The organism is Trichlorobacter thiogenes, assembly GCF_900167465.1.
GTDB lineage: Bacteria > Desulfobacterota > Desulfuromonadia > Geobacterales > Pseudopelobacteraceae > Trichlorobacter > Trichlorobacter thiogenes.
This window is the reverse complement of the sequence record NZ_FUWR01000031.1, coordinates 1-20,671: the sequence shown is the minus strand read 5'-3', so window position 1 is coordinate 20,671 and position 20,671 is coordinate 1. Positions and strand designations below refer to the sequence as shown.

General features: G+C 48.2%; 27 protein-coding genes. 22 read left to right on the top strand and 5 right to left on the bottom strand.

Annotated features, from left to right (window positions below; genetic code table 11):
• The 4 genes from tnpA to B5D39_RS16135 form a co-directional block, all read right to left on the bottom strand.
• On the bottom strand, positions 1-207 hold a 207-nt coding region (tnpA, locus tag B5D39_RS16150; protein ID WP_139366797.1), incomplete at its 3' end, for an IS200/IS605 family transposase.
• A 99-nt stretch (positions 208-306) separates the two neighbouring features.
• On the bottom strand, positions 307-837 hold the full coding sequence (locus tag B5D39_RS16145) for a haloacid dehalogenase type II (RefSeq protein WP_078791535.1): 531 nt from the start codon (positions 835-837) through the stop codon (positions 307-309).
• 81 nt (positions 838-918) lie between these two features.
• A protein-coding gene (locus B5D39_RS16140) for an IS3 family transposase (RefSeq protein ID WP_425274657.1) occupies positions 919-2,084 on the bottom strand; the annotation gives its coding sequence in 2 pieces (ribosomal slippage) (positions 919-1,835 and positions 1,835-2,084; 1,167 coding nt in all).
• 247 nt (positions 2,085-2,331) lie between these two features.
• Positions 2,332-3,375 carry a bifunctional methionine sulfoxide reductase B/A protein gene (locus B5D39_RS16135; protein ID WP_244161442.1) on the bottom strand — a complete coding sequence of 348 codons (1,044 nt, stop codon included), beginning with the start codon at positions 3,373-3,375 and terminating at the stop codon, positions 2,332-2,334.
• A 144-nt stretch (positions 3,376-3,519) separates the two neighbouring features.
• Here B5D39_RS16135 and B5D39_RS16130 point away from each other — a divergent pair, with 144 nt between their 5' ends.
• The 22 genes from B5D39_RS16130 (at position 3,520) to B5D39_RS16020 (ending at position 19,957) form a co-directional block, all read left to right on the top strand.
• Positions 3,520-4,236 carry a Crp/Fnr family transcriptional regulator gene (locus B5D39_RS16130; RefSeq protein WP_161947527.1) on the top strand — a complete coding sequence of 239 codons (717 nt, stop codon included), beginning with the start codon at positions 3,520-3,522 and terminating at the stop codon, positions 4,234-4,236.
• Between the two features lie 184 nt (positions 4,237-4,420).
• The gene (locus B5D39_RS16125; protein WP_078791533.1) at positions 4,421-5,002 is read left to right on the top strand and encodes a TetR/AcrR family transcriptional regulator; all 582 of its coding nucleotides are present in this window, start codon (positions 4,421-4,423) and stop codon (positions 5,000-5,002) included.
• A gap of 77 nt (positions 5,003-5,079) precedes the next feature.
• The gene (locus B5D39_RS16120) at positions 5,080-6,069 is read left to right on the top strand and encodes a quinone oxidoreductase family protein (RefSeq protein ID WP_078791532.1); all 990 of its coding nucleotides are present in this window, start codon (positions 5,080-5,082) and stop codon (positions 6,067-6,069) included.
• Positions 6,070-6,426: 357 nt separating this feature from the next.
• On the top strand, positions 6,427-7,083 hold the full coding sequence (locus B5D39_RS16110) for a flavodoxin family protein (protein ID WP_078791530.1): 657 nt from the start codon (positions 6,427-6,429) through the stop codon (positions 7,081-7,083).
• A gap of 19 nt (positions 7,084-7,102) precedes the next feature.
• Positions 7,103-7,405, top strand: coding sequence for a carboxymuconolactone decarboxylase family protein (locus B5D39_RS16105; RefSeq protein ID WP_078791529.1), 303 nt, complete (start codon positions 7,103-7,105; stop codon positions 7,403-7,405).
• Positions 7,406-7,460: 55 nt separating this feature from the next.
• On the top strand, positions 7,461-8,261 hold the full coding sequence (locus B5D39_RS16100; RefSeq protein ID WP_078791528.1) for a nitroreductase family protein: 801 nt from the start codon (positions 7,461-7,463) through the stop codon (positions 8,259-8,261).
• A gap of 169 nt (positions 8,262-8,430) precedes the next feature.
• Positions 8,431-9,270, top strand: a complete 840-nt coding sequence (locus B5D39_RS16095) for a FeS-binding protein (protein ID WP_078791527.1) — start codon at positions 8,431-8,433, stop codon at positions 9,268-9,270.
• A 17-nt stretch (positions 9,271-9,287) separates the two neighbouring features.
• Positions 9,288-10,013 carry a cytochrome c biogenesis CcdA family protein gene (locus tag B5D39_RS16090; RefSeq protein ID WP_078791526.1) on the top strand — a complete coding sequence of 242 codons (726 nt, stop codon included), beginning with the start codon at positions 9,288-9,290 and terminating at the stop codon, positions 10,011-10,013.
• Positions 10,014-10,027: 14 nt separating this feature from the next.
• Positions 10,028-11,053: a redoxin domain-containing protein gene (locus B5D39_RS16085; RefSeq protein WP_078791525.1), complete on the top strand. Its 1,026-nt coding sequence runs from the start codon at positions 10,028-10,030 to the stop codon at positions 11,051-11,053.
• A 107-nt stretch (positions 11,054-11,160) separates the two neighbouring features.
• On the top strand, positions 11,161-11,529 hold the full coding sequence (locus B5D39_RS17470) for a GNAT family N-acetyltransferase (RefSeq protein ID WP_078791524.1): 369 nt from the start codon (positions 11,161-11,163) through the stop codon (positions 11,527-11,529).
• Positions 11,530-11,569: 40 nt separating this feature from the next.
• Positions 11,570-12,124, top strand: coding sequence for a hypothetical protein (locus tag B5D39_RS16075; protein ID WP_208610610.1), 555 nt, complete (start codon positions 11,570-11,572; stop codon positions 12,122-12,124).
• 222 nt (positions 12,125-12,346) lie between these two features.
• Positions 12,347-12,820, top strand: a complete 474-nt coding sequence (locus B5D39_RS16070) for a YiiD C-terminal domain-containing protein (protein WP_078791523.1) — start codon at positions 12,347-12,349, stop codon at positions 12,818-12,820.
• 81 nt (positions 12,821-12,901) lie between these two features.
• Positions 12,902-13,699 (top strand): DsbC family protein, encoded by a 798-nt coding sequence (locus B5D39_RS16065; RefSeq protein WP_078791522.1) that lies wholly within the window; start codon positions 12,902-12,904, stop codon positions 13,697-13,699.
• Positions 13,700-13,760: 61 nt separating this feature from the next.
• Positions 13,761-14,522, top strand: coding sequence for a haloacid dehalogenase type II (locus tag B5D39_RS16060; protein WP_078791521.1), 762 nt, complete (start codon positions 13,761-13,763; stop codon positions 14,520-14,522).
• Between the two features lie 108 nt (positions 14,523-14,630).
• Entirely contained in the window at positions 14,631-15,038 is a 408-nt protein-coding gene (locus B5D39_RS16055) for an SRPBCC family protein (RefSeq protein ID WP_078791520.1), read from the top strand.
• Positions 15,028-15,936: an RNA polymerase sigma factor gene (locus tag B5D39_RS16050; RefSeq protein WP_078791519.1), complete on the top strand. Its 909-nt coding sequence runs from the start codon at positions 15,028-15,030 to the stop codon at positions 15,934-15,936. The genes B5D39_RS16055 and B5D39_RS16050 overlap by 11 nt, the downstream gene beginning before the upstream one ends.
• A gap of 75 nt (positions 15,937-16,011) precedes the next feature.
• Entirely contained in the window at positions 16,012-16,419 is a 408-nt protein-coding gene (locus B5D39_RS16045) for a bacteriohemerythrin (protein ID WP_078791518.1), read from the top strand.
• A 62-nt stretch (positions 16,420-16,481) separates the two neighbouring features.
• Entirely contained in the window at positions 16,482-16,853 is a 372-nt protein-coding gene (locus B5D39_RS16040) for a TfoX/Sxy family protein (RefSeq protein ID WP_078791517.1), read from the top strand.
• Between the two features lie 54 nt (positions 16,854-16,907).
• The gene (locus B5D39_RS16035) at positions 16,908-17,402 is read left to right on the top strand and encodes a GNAT family N-acetyltransferase (protein ID WP_078791536.1); all 495 of its coding nucleotides are present in this window, start codon (positions 16,908-16,910) and stop codon (positions 17,400-17,402) included.
• Between the two features lie 88 nt (positions 17,403-17,490).
• Positions 17,491-18,390, top strand: a complete 900-nt coding sequence (locus B5D39_RS16030; RefSeq protein ID WP_078791516.1) for an MBL fold metallo-hydrolase — start codon at positions 17,491-17,493, stop codon at positions 18,388-18,390.
• A gap of 50 nt (positions 18,391-18,440) precedes the next feature.
• A complete protein-coding gene (locus tag B5D39_RS16025) occupies positions 18,441-18,644 on the top strand; it encodes a 2-hydroxymuconate tautomerase family protein (RefSeq protein WP_078791515.1) in 204 nt (67 codons plus the stop codon).
• Between the two features lie 104 nt (positions 18,645-18,748).
• Positions 18,749-19,957, top strand: coding sequence for a YbfB/YjiJ family MFS transporter (locus B5D39_RS16020; RefSeq protein ID WP_078791514.1), 1,209 nt, complete (start codon positions 18,749-18,751; stop codon positions 19,955-19,957).
• A gap of 405 nt (positions 19,958-20,362) precedes the next feature.
• Here the strand turns inward: B5D39_RS16020 and B5D39_RS16015 are convergent.
• A partial coding sequence (locus B5D39_RS16015; protein ID WP_139366663.1) for a transposase occupies positions 20,363-20,671 on the bottom strand: 309 nt, incomplete at its 5' end.

The following is a 20,671-nucleotide window of genomic DNA, read 5'->3' as shown; positions in this document are numbered from 1 at the left end:
TGGAATACTCAACACCAGATGGATGTGGTCAGGCATGGCATGACCCTCGATAAGTTCAACTTCCTTCTGCCGACATAACTGACGGATGATTTTGCCAACTTCTCCTCGAAGCCTGCCGTAAAGAACCTTCTTACGGTATTTCGGCACGATCACAACATGATATTTGCACTCCCATTTTACATGGGCTAAACTTTGCCACTCTCGCATGGCAGTTCCTCCTGTTGATTGCCTTTAGGGGCTTTCCTCAGGAGGAACTATCGCTGGAACGGCAGAGCCTTTTCAAGTCTCACCGGCAGAGCCGGTGGTTTACTGAAAACCTTCAATTAGCCATGCATCGGAACCTGTTGCTGCGGCTCGTCTCAAGAAATGGCAATAGACCCCAGGATTCGGCTTAAATGTCTTGACCTCATCTACGCTCACTACTCCGAGAAAATAGTCCCTGATGCCGGCATGTGTCAGTAAGGTTTCCACTGCATCGGCACTACCGTTTGAGAATGCGAACATTCTGAATCCTGATTTCTTTGCCCGTTCCAACCCTTCTTTTGCATCATCGAATGCGGGCAAGACTTTATATGCGTCCAACAATTCTTGTTTGTCTTTTTCACTCAAAGACACTTTAAAGTATGAAGACGTATAATCGAGAGCGTCGCTGGTGCATCTGGCGAAGTTCTCGTAATTCTGCATCAGTCCTCGACGGAATGAATATTCGAGCTGTTTTTCACGCCAGGTGCGAGAAAACTCAGGTGCTTTATTCCCCACATGATTTTCCAAAGCGACTACGACACCATGGGTATCGATGAGGGTTCCATAAACATCAAATGCAAGCGTAATCGTCATATGGCACCTAATTGGAAAGCTAAACACACCGTCGAAGTGTAACAGAGTTGACCTGTCCTGTCAACAGTAGACACATCCAACTCAAGCCGCTTTTTTCAGCTGGTTGTGATTCAGCAGAAAATCTGCTGGTGAAAGATAGCCAAGACGTGAATGTCGTCTTTGGCGGTTATAGAAGATTTCAATGTACTCTTGGATAGAAGCCTTTGCTTCTGCACGAGTTGCGTAGCGGCAATGATGTACCAGTTCGTTTTTGAGGCTGCCCCAGAAACTCTCCATTGGAGCGTTGTCGTAACAGTTTCCTTTGCGGCTCATTGACGGAATCATGCCAAACTGTTTGACCAGCTTCTGATAATCGAGAGCGCAGTATTGGCTGCCACGGTCAGAATGGTGAAGCAAACCGGCAGCAGGGCGTTTCTGCTGCACTGCTCGAAATAGGGCGCGACCGGTCAGTTCCTGTGTCATGCGTTCAGCCATGGCATAACCTACAATTTCACAGGTGAATACGTCTTTTACTCCTGCCAGGTAGAGCCAGCCTTCCTGGGTCGGGATGTAGGTTATATCTGTTACCCAGATCTCGTTTGGGGTACTGGGAGTAAAGTCCTGATTCAGCAGATTATCCGCCACCGGCAGTGTGTGTTTGGAGTTAGTGGTTGCCTTAAATTTACGTTTTTGGCGACAACGGATACCAAGCTCCCGCCGTAAGCGAGCAATGCGGTCACGACCGGCTATAAATCCGTCAGCAGCAAGCTCAGGCTGCAGTCGACGGGCGCTGTAGCTCTCGCGTGTGCGTGTGTGAGCGGCCTTAATGGCGACCTTAAAACGTTCGTCTTCTTGAGCGCGGCGCGACGGTTTACGATGCAGCCAGATATAAAAGCCGCTGCGTGACACTTCTAATACGCGGCACATGACTGTCACAGGGTAGAGGAATCGCCATTTCTTCATGAACGCGTAACGTGCAGCGATTCCCTTGCAAAGTACGCCGTTGCCTTTTTTAAGATGTCACGCTCCATACGAGCCTCTGCCAGCTCTTTACGCAACTTCGCATTTTCGGCCATGACGTCTGCAGCAGAACGCGATCCAGGTGGTAAAGGTTGTGTTGATGACTTAACGGCAGCTACCCAAGTAGCCAGCGTCCCCTCTGGCACACTTAATCGCTTGGCGGCTACCGATTGTTGCAAGCCTTGCTCTAATACAAGTTTTACTGCTTCAGATCGAAACTCCGGGGTGTAACGCTGTTGTTTTCTCATGACGACTCCTTGTCTTGGGTTTTATCAAGAAAGAGTGTCTATTGTCATCAGGATACATCAAGTACCGATAGCATTGGTTTATCTTTTCATATTCATGAACCCTCATGGAAGGAGATCGTACGTTTTCAAGGCAAGCATAGTTTGATCCAGGCAATAATCAGCATCGTCACTATATGTTATTTCGATCATTACTAACAAGTGACAAAAAATCATATTTGCCCTGCTTATACGCATCACGGAGCCATCACTACTCCCGTACCCAGTGGCAGGTGTATCCCCCCGGGTTCTTCTCCAGGTAGTCCTGATGATTTTCCTCGGCGCGCCACCAGGGGCCTGCCGCGGTAATCTCGGTGACGACCGGGCGTTTCCATTTGCCGCTGGCATCGACCTCGGCCTTGACCTTCATGGCGACCCGCTGCTGCTCTTCGTCATGGTAGAAGATGGCGCTCCGGTAGCTGGAACCGGTATCGTTTCCCTGGCGGTTTAGGGTGGTTGGATCGTGCATCCGGAAGAAGAAGCGGAGCAGGGCTTCATAGCTGGTTTTGGTCGGGTCAAATTCGATCCGTATCGCTTCGGCATGTCCCTCATGGTTGCGGTAGGTGGCGTTCGGGACGTTCCCGCCGGTATAGCCCACCTCGGTGGTGATCACCCCCGACTGTTTGCGCAGCAGGTCCTGCATGCCCCAGAAACAGCCGCCGGCCAGGGTTGCATACTGCTTCACCGGAGCGGCCGCTGCCTTCCGTCCGAAGAGGGGGAGCCAGGTGCCGTAGCCGGCCTTTTCCAGCTCATCCACCGGGATGAAGCTGAGCGATGCGGAGTTGATGCAGTAGCGCAAGCCACCTTTATCCCGCGGTCCGTCGGTAAAGATATGCCCCAGGTGGGAATCGGCCTCGGCTGAGCGGACCTCTGTCCTGGTCATGCCGAAGGTGTTGTCCTTATGCTCTTTCACATGGTCCGGGGCGACTGGCCTGGTAAAACTGGGCCAGCCGGTGCCGGAATCGAACTTGTCCTGTGAGGTGAAGAGCGGCTCACCGCTGACGATGTCAACGTAGAGCCCTTCGCGGTGCTCGTTCCAGTAGGCATTGTCGAACGGCGGTTCGGTCCCCGACTTGCGGGTGACGCTGTACTGCATCGGAGTCAGGCGCTGTTTCAGTTCCTCGTTCGAATATTTGTTCCCTGTCATGGTCGTCTCCTTTCCTGCAGCCTGAACCGCGAGATGCGGCCGGGCGGCCATTGCCAACACCAATAGTGCAACCAGAATCCCCGCTGTCGTCAAGATTTTCTTTTTCATCTTTGTCCCCCGCTGCAAACATGATAGGTATGTTTGAGTTCATCCTACACACGCGGCGGCATGTTTTCTGTAAGCCGCATTACAAAATTGTACCGCAGCGGCACAAGTGATGGCGAGCCATATCATGTGAAGGGGAGCAGGAACATGGAGCATGAAAAACTCTGGTATCTGCAACGACTGGACATCTTCAGCGGCTTGAGCGACGAAGAGTACGGAGTGATCGACCGGGATTCCCAGTCACTCTACCTGCGCAAACGGCAGCTGCTTCCGTTCCGTGGGACGGCGCAGCAGGCGGTCTATTTCGTCAAGAAGGGGAGCATCAAGCTGGTGCGGACCTCGGCGGAAGGGCATGAGTTCATAATCGATATCCTCGGGCCGTCCACTCTCTTCGGCGAACTTGAGGGGGGACTCGATGCCGACGGCAGCGAAGTGATTGCAGAAGCGCTGGATGAGACCCTCCTCTGCATGATGCGCCGCGAAAATTTTGACCGGCTCATGGCGTTGGTCCCGGCCTTGGGGACACGGATCACCAAGCTGAGCGGCCTGCGCCTCCGGAAGATCCAGAACCGCCTGGTGGATATGCTGTATTCCTCCGTCGAGGCGCGGCTGGCCAAGACGTTTCTCGCCCTGGCGAACGAATTCGGCGTTACTGGTCGGGACGGTCTGCTTATCGATCTGCGGCTTACTCATAACGATTACGCCGGTCTGATAGCCTCGACACGGGAGACCGTCTCCACCGGGCTGAACGCGCTCTGCCGAAGAGGGGTTATCGACATCCAGGACCACCGCGTGCTGCTGAAGGACCAGAAGCAACTCACACGTCTTGCTGGGCGCGAGATTCGAGGCGAAATCCGGGGGTAGTTTGAAAGGGGTAAGGGATAGAAATTTGCTTTTTTGACTGGTTGGAAAATACATCCAGTACTGACTTATCATTTTACTTGCCACGCCGCGACAACCTGCACTATGTTTTCGCGCCATATTTCGTAAATCGAAGAGACCATTAAAACACTTGACAATATTAGACTATCCGGTCTAGCATACGAGTATGCAGAAGAAAGATACTCGCAGTGAAATAATCAGGATTGGCACTGAGCTTATTGCTCGCCAAGGCTTTAACACAACAAGGATCGATGCTGTCTTGCTGGAAGCCGGAGTTCCTAAGGGTTCATTTTATCATTATTTTAAAAGCAAGGAAGATTTCGGTCTGGCTGTGATCGACCACTTTGCAGAACGCTTTGAACAGCGGTTGGATACTTTTTTGAACGACGAAGAGGTCACACCGCTTAACCGAATTCATAACTTTCTGGAAAGCACTTTGACACGCATAACCCAGAATCAGTGCAGCAAAGGCTGCCTCATAGGAAATCTTGGTCAGGAATTGGCTGATCTCAATGAACGCTTCCGAGACCGGCTTGACGAGATTTTTAACATGTGGAAAGAACGTTTTGTCGACTGCTTGCGAGATGCACAAAAAGCTGGTGAAATTTCGACAGATATTGACCTTGATGTGATGGCCTGTTTTATTCTCTCCGGATGGGAGGGCGCAATTCTGCGAGCCAAAGTAATGAAATCTCCGCAACCGATGAAAGGTTTTATAGATGTGCTTTTTACCTCACTGCTACGATGATATATTTTTTATTTTTTAACTAGTTGACTAGTCTACTACAAAATAACGAAAGCTGGTACAGCTAAAAGGAGGCAAATATGAAAGTAGCAAGAATCAATCGTTTCGGAGGACCAGAAGTGTTCGAAATCGTGGATATATCTATCCCCAAACCTAATTCCGGTCAGGTGTTGGTTCGAGTTGGAGCGGCTGGTATCAATTTCGCTGAGACACTTATGAGGGAGAACAGATATGCGGTGACCCCTGAACTCCCTGCAATCCTTGGTACTGAGGTCTCTGGCACGGTCGTTGGCACTGGGAGAGATGTCAATGGAGTTACGATTGGTACCAGAGTCGCTGCTCCTTTGTTTGGAGCAGGAGTATTCATTGGGGGATATTCGGAGTACGTGGTGGCTGACGCCGCTTTAGTCGTGCCATTGCCGGATGAGCTTTCGTTCGAGGATTCGACAGCTCTGATGGTCCAAGGTCTTACAGCGCAATACCTCCTTAAGCAAGCTCCAGTAAAAGGGAAGACTGTCCTCATCAATGCGGCCGCAGGTGGCGTCGGATCACTGCTTGTCCAACTTGCCAAACGTGTTGGGGCAAAAATGGTTATCGCAGCAGCGAGTTCATCGCAGAAAACTGATTTCGCTCTTTCGTTAGGTGCCGACGTCGGCATCAACTACAAGCAGCCGGGTTGGGGGGAAGAGGTGCTTGCTGTAACTGGAGGAAGTGGCCCAGACGTCATCTACGAATCAGTAGGAGGCTCAATTACAAAGGAGAGTCTTGGCATATTAGCACCAATGGGTCAAGTCGTAATTTATGGTTCACTTAACATCCAGGAATTCAACCTGGGCGTTCCTGAACTGCTTGGGCTCATTTTCAAGAATCAATCAATCACCGGTTTCGCTGTGGCACCTCTCTTGACGCTGGAGAGTCTGCGAAACAGCCTGGCTGAGCTGTTCGATCTGGCAGTTAGTCACCAGCTCAAAGTGACAATTGGTGGAGTCTATCCGTTGGAGCAGGTCACGCAGGCTCATCAGGCACTTGAAGGGCGGAGCACAACCGGAAAACTCGTATTGGTGCCTTGAAGGTTTTGGTTAACACCCTTTGTTTTCTAAAAATTTATAGAGAAAGGAGGTCAATATGCCTGAGGGGTCATTCATAGTGATGATGCTTTGTGCAGTCGTGACAGCATCTGTAGTTTTGATTCTTTACATATTACGACTGGCCCTCAAGTACCGACGTATAAAGCGAGATATGCGATGCATTTATCACGGCGTTGTCCATGACATCGTTTCAATCATCTACGATTCAAATGACTGGTTCAAAAGGAGTGTGAGACTGCGACGGGACGAATTCCCCTATTACTTTCAAGTATTGATTTCGGAAGTTGCAACTATTCGCGCACATCAGGAGTATTCAAGCAAACATTCAAGGAGGAAATTATGAAGGTGCTTGGGATTTCAGGCAGTCCACGTAAGGATCATTCAACGGATAGACTGGTGAAAGAGGTTTTGAATGCCATAGGCGGCGAAACGGAATTCGTCTCTCTGGCGGGAAAACGAATCGGCCCCTGTATCGCATGTCTAGGTTGTATCAATGACAATACTTGCAAAGTCAGCGATGAAATGCAGGGTTTGCGACAGAAGATTGTCGAGGCAGACGCTTACGTGATCGGGGCAGCAAATTACTATTCTATGCTTAACGGATTGTCTCACTGTTTTCTAGAGCGTTTTTACCAGTTCCGGCACCAGGAAGGAAAGGCGCTTGCAGGGAAGCTTGGCGTCGCAGTCGGGGTGGGAGGCAGTTCCGGGGATAAATCGGTCGAGAATATAAAAACCTTCTTTGACTACAACGAGATTGAGTGCGTTGGAACGGTCTCCGGACAAGGTGCAGCAAGCTGCTTCTCTTGCGGATACTGCGAAACATGTAAAGTTGGCGCTGTTCACATGTTTTTCGAGCCGGGGACCATGGTTACCCCTGAAATAATTCCGAACCTCGATAAGCAGCCCGAGGCGTTAATGCAGGCACGGTCACTGGGGAAAATGCTTGGTGAACGTTTGCGAGGCATTGCTGACGCAAAATGGGAAGTTACCGGATAAATACACAAGGAGAACAATCATGAAATTCGAAGACTTTGCTGCAAAAAAGATGCTGGAAATTGCGCATGAGGGTGATCAATTGACGGATCGGGAAAAGCAGCTGATCGGTCTTGCTGTAAGTGCGACCCGCGGCTGCATTGCCTGTAGCGGCAGTCGTATCAAACGTGCCATTGAGAGTGGGATCCCTTGGGATGCGCTGATTCAGGCAATCGATGTTGCGTCTGCCGTGAATGCTGGCGTGACGACCGCTATCGCTCTGCAGGGTATCAACAAGGAGGGGCTCGATTCTACCTGCGTGGGAGGCGCCTGTACCGTTTCCTGATACTTATGTGCTGACTGAATCGGACACCACGCTTTAATTAATAAGGAGGATATGAATGAGTTTAGTAACCATAAACCATGAAAACTGCCGGAGAGACGGCAGCTGCAGAGATGTATGCCCGGTTGACTTATTTACTTTGGATGGAGAAGGGTTTCCGGAATTTCGTGAGGGGGCGGACGCGAGTTGTCTTGCCTGCGGCCACTGTGTTGCTGTGTGCCCCCGTGACGCGGTTCACCACGAAAAGATATCTAACACCGAATCTCCTCTTATTGGCAGTTCCCTGGTAGTTCAATCTGACGCGGTGTTGCAACTTCTTAAGAGACGTCGCTCAATACGTGAATTCCGTCCGGAAACGGTTCCCATCGAGACAATCCGTACGCTGATCGATGCCACCCGCTGGGCTCCCACGGCTGTGAACCGTCAGCCAGTTCAATGGATAGTTGTACATAACTCCTCTGAGGTACATCGTTTGGCAGGACTCGTCGTCGACTGGCTCCAACAGACTGGTGGCGCATCCCGTTATACCCATTTCATCGATCTTTGGAAACAGGGGCGGGATATGATTCTGCGCGGTGCACCGCACTTGGCCGTTACTATTGGCCCAAGCGACTGGAACTGGAGTTCGGTGGATTGTGCTATTGCCCTTGCTAATTTTGAGATTGCCGCTACGGCACACGGTATCGGTACCTGCTGGGCAGGACTTCTGACCTGGGCCGCTCGTGAACAACCGACACTCCGGGAGGCACTCGGTGTCCCGAACGGTTATGAGGTGCATGAGGCTATGATGTTTGGACTGCCCAAATATCACTACCGCAGAATTCCGCAGCGCAATGAAGCCCGGGTGATGTGGCGCTAGCGGCTGAGATAGTCTCCCATGAAAGGAGGTGAAGATCATGCTGAGAAAACGGTACCAACTTAGGGCCATTGCCCATTGCAAAGAGGGCTGCTGACTCCAGTCCTGGGCATGACGTTAAACTGCCCAATAACTTCTATATATTTGAGAAGAAGGTATTCATGGGGGCGCCATGGAAGAGATGATTCGTAACGAGATCAGGCGTTTTGTTTCGGAGAGCGGAGTTAACCGTTTCCCTGGAGGTGACGACCGATACTTCGAAGAGCCACTTGTCGGTTTCGCTGCAGCGGATGACCCGCTGTTCCAGCAGTACAAAAAAGTTATTGGTAACTTTCACCAGACGCCGCAGGAAATTATGGCTGACGACCTGACGGAGAAATTCAGGGGAACGGTCATCTCATGGATCCTGCCGATTAGTTTAGCAACCCGCAAGAGCAATCGTATGGAGACGAACTATCCTTCCCTTGAGTGGGCCCAGACTCGGAGTTATGGAGAAGATTTCAACTGTACTCTCCGAAGGCACATGGAATATTTCCTCATCGGTCATGGTTATCAGGCCATTGCACCCCCTTTGCATCCTGCCTGGCGAACATTGTCGGATTCACCCGTCGGCATCGCATCAACATGGTCTGAGCGTCATGCTGCCTATGCGTGTGGCCTCGGCACATTCAGCCTCAATGATGCCTTAATCACCCCGAAGGGGATAGCTCATCGCTGTGGTAGTGTTATCACTAACCTCAAACTCACGCCCTCCCCCCAACCGTACTCAGACCATAGGTTCAACTGTCTCTACTTCCGAGAAGGTAGTTGCGGCCTTTGTATAACACGCTGCCCGGCAGGTGCCATAACGCCGATGGGGCACGATAAGGTAAGGTGCCGAAAGTTTGTGTATGAAGACGCCATCAAGACGGTCGGAGGACTTTATGGCGTTGCACACACAGGTTGTGGCCTGTGTCAGACAAAAGTGCCTTGTGAAGCTGGTATTCCCAAGGGGCGTATTCCTGCGCCCTGACCGGAAAGGAAATTGAAATGACTGCAGACAATATCAGTTTACTGCTCGCTTTCGTTGCAGGCGTGTTATCGACCCTGTCCCCGTGTGTACTGCCGGTCCTAACATTCGTAACGGCCTCGTCATTGAACAAGAGCAAATTTGGGCCGATAGCACTTTCAGCAGGTATTCTTGTAACTTTTGTCGGTGGTTCGCTCGTTCTTCAAGCTACAGGGAGTATATTGGGTGTCGGGGCGAGTATACTTCGACCGATTGCAGGGTTGTTTCTGACATTAAGTGGCCTCCTGTTTGTGTCAGATACAATTTCAGGACTCTTTGCAGGGCTGTTCTCTTCAACCTTGAGTCACATCCCATCACCTTCTGGGACGGATGCTCGCTATCCATTGGTTTCTGAATTCATAAACGGCTTCTTTCTTGGGATTGTGTGGACCCCATGCAGTGGGCCGAGTCTTGGTGCTGCCTTTGGTCTTGCCGGTCAAACGGGCCAGTTGAGCAAGGCTTTTCTGATTATATTAGTATTTGGTGCGGGCTCAATTATTCCACTCGTCATTTTCGCATACGGTGCACGAAGTCTTACACAAACGATCCGCCAGCAGACACGCGTGTTATTGACGCTCAAGAAGTTGTTTGGTGCGCTGATGATGCTGTTCGGTTTGTCAATTATCATAGGCTATGACCGGTACGTTGAATCTTTATTACTTGAGTTAACCCCGGAGACCTGGCTTGGATTTATAACACGCTATTGAGAAAGGAAATCGTCATGAAAAAAGCTGTGCTGATTATCTTTGCAATCTTTGCCCTAACTGGCATGTCATATGCCGATACAAGTTATACCCCTGATTCCTTCAAGAAGGCGCAAGAGAACGGGGAAAAAATACTTCTCCATTTTCATGCTGACTGGTGTCCTACATGTAGCATTCAAAACAAGTCATTGGCATCCCTTGGGAAATCCGGAAGCCTAAAGGGTATTCACATATTCAAGGTGAATTACGACAAAGAAGATGCCTTGAAAAAAGAACTGCACGTTACCGCTCAGGCCACATTCATTTCATTCTACGGTACCGTGGAAACAGGTAGGGCTACAGGACTTACTTCAGAGAAGGATATTAAGGAATTTCTGGATAAAAATCTCATTTCTTTGACGTTAAAAGATCAACTCAGGTTGTTGTCAGCTTCGTTTGCCAACATGATACCACCTGAAAAGAAGAAAGTCATGGATGAAGCAACTGAGAAACTCAGAATATCAAAATTGACTGACAATGCATTGAAAGTGGGTCAGAAAGCACCTCAATTCTCCTTGAAAAATTCATACGGAAAGATGGTTTCACTGAAGAACCTTCTTAAGGAAGGTCCAGTTATTCTTACCTTCTATCGTGGTAGCTGGTGTCCTTTCTGCAGTGCTCAATTAATTGCTTATCAAAAACACCTTTCCAGTTTTCAGAAGCGCGGAGCCAGACTCGTTGCCGTAACTCCCGAAAAACCTGATCTAACAAGTATCACACATGAAAAGAAGAAACTCGGGTTTGACATACTTACCGACAATGGAAACGAACTTGCTGCAAAATTCGGCCTTGTATTTGGCGTGCCTCCAGAGCTGAAAGAGATATACAAAGAGTTTGGGGTCGATCTTGAAAAGACCCAGGGTAATCCCGATTGGAATTTACCAGTTCCGGCTACGTATGTCATTTCTCGATCTGGAAAAATTATATATGCGTTTACTGACGTCGATTATACCCACCGCGCTGACCCGCAAGATATTCTGAATGCTCTGGCAGGCATAAAATAGGTGGGATGTGAGACCGATAAGACTTGTTGAAAGTTTGACACGGACAGCAGAGCACTACAAGCAGCAAGTGACAATCCCTCTGATGTTGGTGGGAGGAATGCGCTCTTATGAGGTCGCTGAGGAGTTATTACATACTGGGTGTGTTAGAACAAGTTGCAACGGACATTAAGCGTGGTTTTCTGTTGCTAGCACGAGAGGACAACCAAGCGGTTGGTGTCGCCTACATCGTTACTATTCTGAGCGCAGAACACTGCGGGTTGGTCGCTTGGCTTGAAGAGCTTTACGTTACCCCCAGTCACCGCTGCAGAGGAATCGGGGCTGCGTTAGTTAGTGCGGCACTAGATCGGGCGCGTGCTGCAAGTATAGTAGCGGTTGACCTTGAGATCGATGCTGAGCACAGTCGCGTGGAGTCACTCTATCAACGCTTTGGATTCAGCAGGTTAAACAGAACACGGTGGGTGAAAGTACTTAATTAGCCAAGTTTTTTATTGAATTTCTGAACGCAGTTGAAAAGTCTTGCTTGAACCCTTCAGTCCACAAAATTTTTGCAAGGCCGGCCTGGCCCGCCTCAGTAACTTACATTTAGAGAGAAAAACAATGAATAAATATAGAAATGAAGGAATAGACGGCATCATACCTCTATCGGTTTTTAGGGGAATTTCAATTTTTCTCGGAATCCTGATGTTCATGTTCGGATTTCTTAAGTTCTTTACCCCAATTAATGGATGGTTTGAAGTTCAGATTCAACAAAGCCACTTGCCGCATGCTGCCATCCTTGCGGGTAAACTTGGAGAGATGGCAACTGGAATTCTTTTCATATTGCCCCAGCTGAGTATTTGGAAAGAAAGGCGCAGGTACCAGATATTGCTAGTCGCATGCTTCAGCCTTTTCGTTGAGATGTTGATCGCGACGTATGTTCATCTTCAACCCGGAGTGCCTCCTGAAGTGCTCCCCATTGGCATCAAACCTCCATTGATACCTCTCTTTGTTCTCGTTCTCAGTGTAGTGGCTGCCAAGGTAGCCTGGAGGAAGTTACTGTCGTCATTTCAGGATGGAACATCGGGCTGTTAGACGAGTCATGATAATCCTGATTGGAATCAGCTTGTTTTGTCATTAATGAATAACCCCGCCGCAAGCAGCGGGGTATCTGTAACCTTAGTTGATACTTAAATCGCCCCAAGGGGCCGGGAATTTACCCTTAGAGATTAAATTAGCTTTCGAGTTCTTGGGTTTTACTGAGCCAACCCTCAGAGACATTTTGATCATATTGGCAGGAATTGAAGTGAGTAAAACATGATTACCACGCAATTGAATTCAGTTCAGGGTTTGGGTGAAATCGACGATGTAATTCATATCTGTTTTCCTATCTCGGTTGCAATGGGTGTAAGAACTCAATCATATGACGATACATCATTGATCCTCTTTGCTCCTTTGGATAGAAATATCAACCACAAGAGTAGTGCTTTCGGCGGAAGCATATCCGCGCTGGCAATTCTGAGCGGTTGGACGTTTCTCTTTTTAAAGTTGAATGAGTTGGATATCCGGAGCCAACTTGTTATTCAAAAGTCCGAATTCAATTTCATTCGTCCAATTGATTCGGACTTCATGGCTGACACATCCATGCCATCGAGAAGTTCGTGGCAGAAGTTTCTTAAGACTCTCGACAAGCATGGAAGAGCGAGAATTTCAATCAGGTCCGTGGTGGGATGCAAATCCTGCGTGGGAGGGATACACGATGGAGTTTACGTTGCGGAGGTACAAGATTAGGTTTGATAACGGAGATTCTAGCTCAACGACTTGTCAATTCGATTTGTTTCACTATTTATCACGAATTCGAGAGAGGTTACCATGTTTAAGGAACTAATATTTGTCATTACATTATCTTTGGTCACTGCATCAATCTCATTTGCCATGCCAACTAATGGATGTGGTGGAGATTGCACGTCCTGTCATTCGCTTTCCGAAAAAGACGCCACGACACTTCTCTCAAAAATCGGTGCAACTGCTAAATCGGTTAAGCAGTCCCCGTCTAAAGGGCTCTTTGAGGTGCTGGCAGAGAAAGACGGCAAGCAAGGCATCGTATTTATCGATTACGGCAAAAAACATCTATTTCAGGGAGTTCTCGTCAGTTTCGACACTCTCCAACCTGTTTCTTCCTTCCAACAGAATCTGATTCAACCAAAACAGGCGACGTCTGTCGATGTTTCGAAAATACCGGTCGAAAATTCTCTGGTCATGGGTAATCCCAAAGGTTCAAAAAAACTCTATGTTTTTAGCGAGCCTGACTGCCCATATTGCAGATCGGGGCATACTGAACTGAAAAAGTTGGCTAAATTGGATCGGGACTTGGCCATTCATTTAATGTTCTTCCCCTTGGACATGCATCCAAACTCCTATGACAAATCACGCACCTTATTGGAAGCTATGAATCTTGAACTGATGGACAATGCTTTTGCAGGACAGGATATTCCAAAGCCGACCCAAGAGAACAGCAAGAAAAAACTCGATGCGATAATTGCTTTCGCTAATGCCAATGGAATCTCGGCAACGCCCACTCTGGTCATGTCGGATGGCAGGATTGTGGTGGGAATGCGCGATGCGTCTACTTTGAAAAAGATGCTTGATGGTAATTCGGAAATTCAGTAGCCCATAGTTGCAATCTTGTCGATTGTTCAGAGATATCCCACGTCGGAAAGGAGAGAAAATCATGTTATTAAATCGTAGACAACTTATCAAGCTCGCCGCTGCAAGTGTTGCAATTAGTTCATTACCGAGGTCCGTCTTTGCACAGAAAAAACCTAAAATAAAAGCTATTGGTTTTGATGGTTTCGTCATATTTGACCCAAGACCTATTTTCGGATTAACAAAGAAATTATTTCCAGAAAAAGGCGACGCGCTCGCTCAACTATGGTTTGCGAAAATATTCGGCTATTCGTGGTTGCGTACAGTCGGTGCGCATTACAAGAGTTTTGATGCGGTGATAGAGGATGCACTAGTATTTTCAGCAGAAAGTTTAAAGCTTGTCCTGCCACTTGAAAAACAAAAAGAATTGATATCCATCTGGTTCAAATTAGAAATTTGGCCAGACATTAAACCGGCCTTGCAACAATTTAAGAACAATAATATACGGCTTGCTTTTGTTTCCAACTTAACTGAAGAAATGATGCGAGCCAATACAAGAAATTCTGGCATTGAGAGTGCGTTTGAGTTTTATCTGAGCACAGACAGCGTTCAAGCTTACAAGCCAAGTCCTCTAGCCTATCAGATGGGAATTGATGCATTTCGTCTTCCTAAAGAGAACATAGCATTTGCAGCTTTTGGGGGATGGGATGCGGCTGGAGCTAAATGGTTTGGCTACCCTACAGTTTGGGTTAACCGTCTAGAGACACCTCTCGAGAAATTAGACTTCAAGCCCGATGGTATGGGGAAAGGCATAGATCAATTAGTCAATTTTGTATTGACCCCATAGTCGTACAAAATATGTTTAAAAAAACATTTTTATCGGTCACACCCTGTGTGTTTTGTGAGTCTAAAGAACAACCGAGTAAATCGGCATAACACACAAGGAGGAAGTACCATGAAAAGATTTGACGTAAAAGGAGTTGAGCTGCAGGTAGACATGAAGAGGGCTTTTGCTTACATAGCGGACCCCACGAATCTGCCGCAGTGGACAAGTGCATTTGCATCTGTAACGAAAAGTGGTGCTGTTTTGCGAACACCTAACGGCGAGGTGGAAATTGGTCTTTCAGTGCCTTCTTCAGAAGAGCAAGGCACTATTGACTGGATAATGACATTCCCTGACGGGAGCGTAGCAAGTGCATTCTCTCGGTTGGTGCCAATTGACTCGAAAAGCTGCGTATTCACATTCGTTCTGACTCTGCCGCCAGTGCCGTTGGAACAGCTTGAGGGTGCCCTGGAAGCGCAGGCCCAAACACTTACAGAAGAGCTTAACAAGCTCAAAGAGTTACTCGAACATGAGGCATGAGTTGACATCCGAACAACGAGACAAAAGTCTCGATTCGGAAGTAGCCCTTGCCAAGGAAGGCGACCGCACCGCCTTGGAAACAGTAATTCGTACTGTTCAACAGGATGCATACGGTGTTGCGGTTCGCTTTCTTTGGCACCCTCAGGATGCAGAGGACGCAACCCAGGAGATACTCATTCGCGTAATCACCGGCCTCGGTGGATTCCGAGGTGACAGTAGCTTTCGAACCTGGGTGTATCGGATTGCATGCAATACCTTGCTCTCTCTTGGCAAGAAACGCATGGAACAACAATCCATATCTTTCGAGGCATTCGGCGAAGACCTCGGAAGAGGGCTCTCGGATAGCTCGCTACGCATCGAATATGATATCGACAGAGAATTGCTTCTTGAGGAGGTCAAAATCGGCTGCACTCTGGCCATGTTGATGTGTCTTGATCGTAACCATCGTTTGGCATATGTGCTTGGTGAAATCATCGAACTTGATCACAGCGAAGCTGCCGAGGTACTGGATATATCTCGTGCTGCATATCGGAAAAGGTTATCGCGGGCACAATCAACCATCCTATCATTTATGACTTCACGATGTGGGTTGGTGAATCCTGACAATGCATGCCGATGTCACCGAAGGTTGGCAACAGCGATCGAGCTGGGTCGAGTAGTGCCAAAGAAGCTGTTATTTGCGCCGTCACTTGCACAGGCGAACCAGTTCCCCGGGGTGTTGGCGAAAATCCGGCAGCTTGAAGAATCTCGTCGTGTTGCAGCTCTTTATAGATCTCATCCGAAACTGAAACCGTCGGGGACGTTCATCACCAGGCTAAAGTCGCTCCTTGAGGAGAATCCCAACGAAAATGTCCGGCATGGAGCGAGCAAACCTTCGGCTGTTGGTGAGAATCCATAGATACCAAGTGGCCATAATCTGGCACACCGCGTTGTTAAAGTACTTTGAAGAACAAACCAATCAAAGGTGGGGAATATGTCTTATTTACAGTGGGCGGATACCTTTAGTGTCAAAGTAAAGGAAATAGATGATCAACATAAAACATTGATTAGCATGCTTAATACGTTACATGACGCACACATTGCACAGAAAGGTCGTGACGTGCAGAAGGAAATAGTTGGTTCAATGGTAAATTATGCAAAAACTCATTTTGAGACTGAAGAAAAGTATATGCAGAAATCCAACTTTTCCGGATTTCACTCCCACAAAATTGAACACGATCAATTCACTTTGAAAGCCCTTGATTTAAACCGTCGTGTGAACGAAGTAGGATTTGTTTTTACAATAGAAATATTGGAATTTCTCAAAGAGTGGCTTCAAAATCATATACTGGGAACTGATATGAAGTATTCCAGCCACTTGATTAATTACGGTCTATGTTAGTACTGTCGGCAATTGACACACAACATTGAACATTCACAGGCAAAGGGGTAGGTGGTCTGGTTATGTCTCGGTACAACGAGTTTGTAGCGCTTGTTATCGAACAATTGGCGCTAATTGGGGATCTAAGGGTACGCGCCATGTTCAGCGGCTATGGCGTTTACTTGGATGATCGCATATTTGCAATCATAGTCGATGACAGGTTGTACTTCAAAGCGGACCCAAGTACTCGACATGAGTTTGAGATAAAAGGCTTGATGCCGTTTACCTATGTTTCGCGCGGCAAGACGGTGACTATGCAGTATTTTGAGGCGCCTCCAGAAGTTTTCGAAGACCAGGAGGTTATGCATATGTGGGCCAGAAAAGCTCTGAGTGTTGCAAGCAGAGTCAAGAAGAAGCCGAAAAAATCCAATGACCCCTTCGAAGTTCAGCCTTAAGCTAAGTTGTGTGATTTCACGTGAATCTGTATGAGAAGCTTACTGCTCCGGCCAATGACGCAAGAAGATGTCCATTCCGTTTTTCAGGTTCAGGCGGAATGCTACGTCTCTGTAGCGTTGGAAGACGAATCGACTATGCGGACTAGGCTTGTCGGGGCTCCCGACACTGCTTGGGTCGCAGAAGACAATGAAGGTGTAGGGGCATATCTGGTTGCGTATAGATCAATCATCGGGAAAGTAACTCCGCTGGGAGGGTGCTTCGATATACCGGATAACGCTGAAAGTCTCTATTTACATGATCTTGCTGTTTCCGACCGAATGAAAGGACACGGCATCGGATCGGCGCTAGTCCGACATGCCTGTGACAGAGCGTTGCAGAAAGGATTGACATATTCTTCTCTGGTCTCTGTTCAGGATTCCATGGGATTTTGGATTAGGCATGGGTTCAAGATTTTTGATCTGTTGGACCCGGTACAATTATCAAACCTCAAAACGTACGGAGAACTCTCGGTGTATATGATCAAGGAAATTACTGTTTCAAAACATTGAACTGAGCGCGATCAGACCTTCCGTAAGGTTATATTGCACACGATTGTATAAAAATGGCTGAAAAAATGAATATGCCGAGGAGGATACCATGAAAACACGAGTGACACCGTTGTTGACCATCCTGTTGTTTCTGATTGCCCAAGTTGCCTCTGCCGAACTGACCAAACTGTCCGACAACGTCTATGCCTATGTAGGCGTCAAGGATGCTTCCCCTGCCAACAGCTTCGCCGCCAATGCAGGGATTGTCGTCTGCGAAGATGGCGTGCTGGTTGTTGACACCCTGATTTCGGCTAAGGAGGGGGAGCGGTTTCTGTCAGATATACGCAAAGTAACCAGTAAGCCGATCAAATACGTTGTTAATACCCACACCCATCTGGATCATGCGCTCGGCAACTGCGTCTTCGCCAAGCTGGGAGCCACAGTGATCTCCCATGAGGCTGACCAGGCGTTCCTAGCCGCCAACGGTGCAGATATTCTGAAAAATGCCGGCAACTATGGACTTAAGTCAGAGGATATGGCCGGCACAGTGATTGTGCTGCCGACACTCGCTTTCAGCGAACGGCTCACCATCAATTTGGGGGGAGAGATTGTTGAGCTGATCCGTACAGCGCCGTCCCATACTCAAGGAAGTGTGGTCGTTTACCTGTCTAAAGAAAAAATTCTGTTCAGTGGCGATATCCTGTTCACCGATTTTCATCCCTATCTGGCTGACGGAGATTTTAGTGGCTGGGTGACAACCCTTAATTCCCTGCTTGCCATGGATGTCGATCGTATTGTTCCTGGTCACGGCCCGCTTTCTTCAAAGAAAGATCTGCGGGAAATGAAAGTGTACCTGGAACAGTTCGACCAAATAGCGAGTGAGTTGCTGGCGCGTGGTATGGGCAGTGATGCGGTTGCAGCTGAACTTCTAAAAAGGCTTCCCAAGCGAAGTCTGGCGGAATGGATGATCGGCTACAACTTGAAGACTAGATATCTGAAAAAGCCGTGAACGAATGTGTGACAGGAACTTAAGTAATACTATTTGAAAGGAGAAAACTGATGCCTTACGTCAACATCAAAATTACTCGTGAAGGGGCAACAACCGAACAGAAAAGTGCCTTGATCAAAGGAGCTACTCAACTATTGGTTGATGTGTTGGGAAAGAATCCGGCTACTACTGTGGTTGTAATAGACGAAGTGGATACTGACAATTGGGGAATTGGTGGAGAATCTGTTACCAAGCTTAGAAAGGCTGTCAAATAGGGCTCGCTTGCGTTGGTAGGAACGATGAAGCTAATGATAGATGATCAGAATAACCAGCTCAATAGCACAGAGTCGTTCCGTAAAGCTGGAGTAAGCGTGATTACGTGAAAAGTTCGAAACAAAAAGATAGGGTAATTGCTAACACGCAACGATCAGCATTGTGGGTTCTCATTGGTGGCATGCTTGGCATGATGGTAGCCATGGGAATTGGCCGTTTTGCCTTTACGCCGATTCTCCCCTTGATGCAGCGTGATCTGGGGATCAGCAACAGCCTTGCAGGTGGTCTGGCTTCTCTCAACTATGCCGGATATCTGGCGGGGGCGCTGATCTGCGCAGTATGCCCACATATTTTACGTTATACGAGTGTTAACGTGACAGCACTAGTGGCTTGCATCGCCACGACCTTTTTGATGGGATTTACTCAATCACCATATTGGTGGGGCGCGCTACGCCTGATATCTGGTGTCGCAAGTGCAATGCTTTTCGTAGTTATAGCCATAGAGGTGACGGAAACCATGGTTCGCAGCTCCCACAGTCGTTGGAGCAGTGCTCTCTATGGCGGGATCGGATTGGGAATTGCGCTAAGTGGTGTGTTTACTCAGATTTTGGATAGATTTGGTGGCTGGAGTGCTGCCTGGCTTGGAATGGGGGGAATTTCAATGATTTTGTCCCTAGTCGGAATCTTGGTGGCGGGCAAACGTCGGGGAGCGGTTTCTATCCCGAGCGTTTCATCGCCATCTACAGGAACTCTTACAGGTATTAGCAGATTGGCAACCGCCTATTTTCTGGAAGGGGTTGGCTACATTGTCAGCGCAACATTTCTGGTGACTATGATTACCCATACAGCAGGGCTGGCCCGATTTGCACCCTGGAGTTGGGTTGCGGTGGGGCTCGCCGCAGCCCCCTCCACCGTCATCTGGCAGCAAATAGCTTACAGAATCGGAGTACGTCATGCACTGACTTTAGCCTACCTTCTTCAAGCGTGCGGCATTTTGCTGAGTAGCATTGCAACACAACCATTCAGTGCTGGACTGGCCGCCATTATTTTTGGTGGCACCTTCCTCGGAATTGTCTCTTTGGCGATGGCCGAAGGGACTAGACGCTCCGGTGCTGATGCACGGCGCGCCGCCGCCATTTTGACAGTCTGCTTTGGAGCAGGTCAAGTTATTGGCCCCCCATTGGCGGGACTTCTAGCTGATCAACAGGGCGGCTTTTCATTACCTTTGATTCTTGCTGGTTCGACCGTCGTGTTTGGCGGCATCCTTGTAGCAACGGACCGAAACTTTTCGGCCGGAAGCTCATACAAAAAATGAAAAGAAGTGAATGAGTACACCCTGTGTGAGCTTCAATATTATCGAAAGAAATATACCTCAACATGAATGAACAGTTGTTTGCATAATGTAATCAGGTAAAGGCGACGACCGGTCCAATTCCGGGAAAGGCGTTTTAATCTTCTCGCCAAAATCTTCGACGAATCGGGAATCGAGATTTGTTGCATTTTCACACTTTGTTGACCAAAAATAGCCCTAAGCTTTTAGGCATCAATCACTTCCATGTCAAGAGGTTAGCACAGAGGTTATGCTGGGCTTATTTTTCCCACCGAGTCATGAAATTGCCGTAAATCCTAAGATTTTTACAAAGACCTGAATATAAATTGGCCTGTTGTAGTGCAGGCTACAGAAAATGATTTATAATAATTATAGTCTATATAAGGCTCTTCAGCAGAATCTGTGGGTAGCCTCAGGTTCTGGCAGGTTGCCAAGTGTATGATACAAGGCGATTTTCATCACTTCAAAGTTTCTGAAACCGTATGCTTTACGTGACGTCACTTTAGCCTTGTTGTTGAATCCTTCTACGGCCCCCAAGGCAACCTGCCCTTTGGTCCGAAACCAGTTGAGTAACAGCTCCCGATGCGAGCGCAGCATCTTGGCAATCTTCTTCATCGGGATGATGCGTGACCTCATGGTTCTTTTGCACCAAGCATCCAGAAATCTGGCAGCCCAGCCCGCAGTGGCATAGCGCCAGAA